Source organism: Alcanivorax sp. HI0083 (assembly GCF_001635175.1).
The window spans coordinates 1-2,250 of the sequence record NZ_LWFX01001208.1 but is presented as its reverse complement, the minus strand read 5'-3'; the positions used below and the strand labels follow the sequence as shown (position 1 = coordinate 2,250).

Sequence of the window (2,250 nt, the reverse complement as noted above, 5' to 3'; positions counted from 1 at the left end):
CTTGGCGCTGGGTTTTTCTCCGCTGGCCACGGCAGCACTGGTCGGCAGCGCCGCCGCCCTGGGTGACGCGGGATCCCCCGCCTCCGATTCCACTCTTGGCCCCACCGCCGGGCTGAATGCGGACGGCCAGCACGACCATATTCGCGATACAGTTATCCCGACCTTCCTGCACTACAACTTGCCGCTGATTGCCGCCGGGTGGCTGGCGGCCATGGTGCTTTAAACAGGCGACGCTCAAGCGATAACGCAATAAAAAGGCGCCATTGGCGCCTTTTTTATTTCACTCAAGCGGACTATTGCCTTACCCCATCGCATCTTCTTCTGCTTTCAACTTACGATATTCAATCGGGGTCATCCCCACCCAGCGTTTGAATGCACGGTAAAAGGTCGAAGGCTCGGAAAAGCCGGTGAGGTAGACAATTTCATCGATGGATTCATCAGTGCCGGCCAGCAAACGTTTAGCCAAACGGCAGCGGTAATCGGCCACCAGCTGGTTGAAGTTGGTGCCGGCATCCGCCAGGCGAGTACGCAACTGGCGCGCCTTGATTCCCAACCGTTCCGCCACCTCTTCCAGGTTGGCGTGACCGGATTCCAGCAGCTCACCAATCAGCCGGTTCACCTGAGCGACCAGATCCTGTTTTTCCAACCGGGCAACCTGTTCACTGGCAAGTTGCTCGTGCAGATGCAACAGCTCTGGTTCGTGATGGGCGGATGGCAAGGTCATCACCTTCGCATCGAAATACATGCCAACGCTGGGCATGTCGAATTTCACCGGGCAATCGAACAGACGCTCATATTCCAACTGATCCGCATGGCGGGCGTGGCCAAAATGCACCTCCACCGGTTCAAACGCATCATCGGTAACGAAGCGGAAAAACTTGATCACGCCCATCATCATGCATTCATTGAGATGACTGAGACGATGACTCCAGATCATTTGCTTGAGGAAAACCCGATCGCCTTCCTCGAACAATTCGCCCTGGGCGGCATCGGACAACAAGCGCTGGTAATCCAGCGCTCGCTTCAGGCCTTCACCAAAGGTAGGACTGGAAAGAAACAGGTACTCCAGCACCTGGCCTTTATAGACGGGAATATGTTCACCCAGATGCAACCCGATATGTTCATCGCCAGACACTTTTTCCAGCGCCTGCCAGAACCATTCCTGGGCATCATGGGGGGTACGCAGGTCAGGGACCTGCAAAATGGACTTGTCGAGTCCAACCTCCGCCAACACGGCATCGGCATCAATACCGGCTTTTACCATGGCCTTGTAGGCCATCCGTAACAGCACACCGGAATCCGTCATTTCTGCCATGCGTTGCCTTGTCCCCAATACAAAAAAAGCTACTCTCAGAATCACTGAGAGTAGCATAAGGATGGCAGGGCCGGAACCAGCGCAGGACCGGCCCGAACCAGGAGATCAAACCGCTTTGAAGCGATCAGGCAGCCTTGCGGGTTTCTGACTGCGGTTCACGGGTCAGAGACACCACTTTGGCACGCAGACCATTGAGCGGCCCCTTGCCGCTGTCATCCTTGCTCTTGTTGGGCAAAGACAGTTTGAAGATCCGCTTCCAGACACTCAGGGACTGCTTCATGAAAGACCCGGTGTTATACGGCAGGCCATGTTTTTCGCAGATGGCACGGACTTCCGGCGCAATGCGGGCATAACGGTGCGCCGGCAGATCGGGGAACAGGTGGTGCTCGATCTGGAAACTCAGGTTGCCGCTCATCACGTGCATCAGACGGCCGCCTTCAAAGTTGGCAGAGCCCAACAGCTGGCGTACATACCACTGGCCACGGGTCTCGTTTTCGATCACGGACTCCGGGAACTGTTCCACTTCTTCCGGGAAGTGACCATTGAAGATCACCTGGGAAGACCACAGGTTGCGCGCCAGGTTGGCTGCCACATTACCGGCGAACACGAAGGGCGCGAACGGGCCGGCCAGGGCCGGGAACAGCAGATAGTCCTTGAAGAGCTGCTTGCGCATCTTCTTCCAGGTCGGCTTGAACTCGGCTTTCAGCTCTTCCTTGGTCTTGGTCTTGTAGATCAGGTAGTCCTCGAGCTTGAGGCTCTGGATCGCCACAAAGTGCTGAAAGAAGGTCGCCAGAATGCCTGCCAGGATCGGGTTGAACAGGAAGCGCGGTTCCCACTCCTGGTCTTCTGACATGCGCAGGATGCCGTAACCAATGTCATGGTCCTTGTCGAGCACGTTGGTGAAAGTGTGGTGCTCGAAATTGTGGGTCTGCTTC

Annotated in this window: 3 protein-coding genes; 1 reads left to right on the top strand and 2 read right to left on the bottom strand. The window is 56.3% G+C overall.

From position 1 onward, the window contains the following. Positions 1 to 223: Na+/H+ antiporter NhaC family protein (locus tag A3754_RS17560; RefSeq protein WP_304439842.1), on the top strand; the 223-nt coding region annotated here is incomplete at its 5' end. 78 nt (positions 224 to 301) lie between these two features. On the opposite strand, the gene A3754_RS17555 is transcribed toward A3754_RS17560, so the two are convergent. Beyond that, positions 302 to 1,315 carry an AraC family transcriptional regulator gene (locus A3754_RS17555; RefSeq protein WP_063520739.1) on the bottom strand — a complete coding sequence of 338 codons (1,014 nt, stop codon included), beginning with the start codon at positions 1,313 to 1,315 and terminating at the stop codon, positions 302 to 304. Between the two features lie 124 nt (positions 1,316 to 1,439). Continuing rightward, positions 1,440 to 2,250 (bottom strand): acyl-CoA desaturase (locus A3754_RS17550; protein WP_063520738.1); only part of this gene is annotated, 811 nt, incomplete at its 5' end.

Bases quoted from the DNA above. Each gene is read 5' to 3' on its own strand.
- A3754_RS17555 (WP_063520739.1), bottom strand. From the start codon at position 1,315: ATGGCAGAAATGACGGATTCCGGTGTGCTGTTACGGATGGCCTACAAG.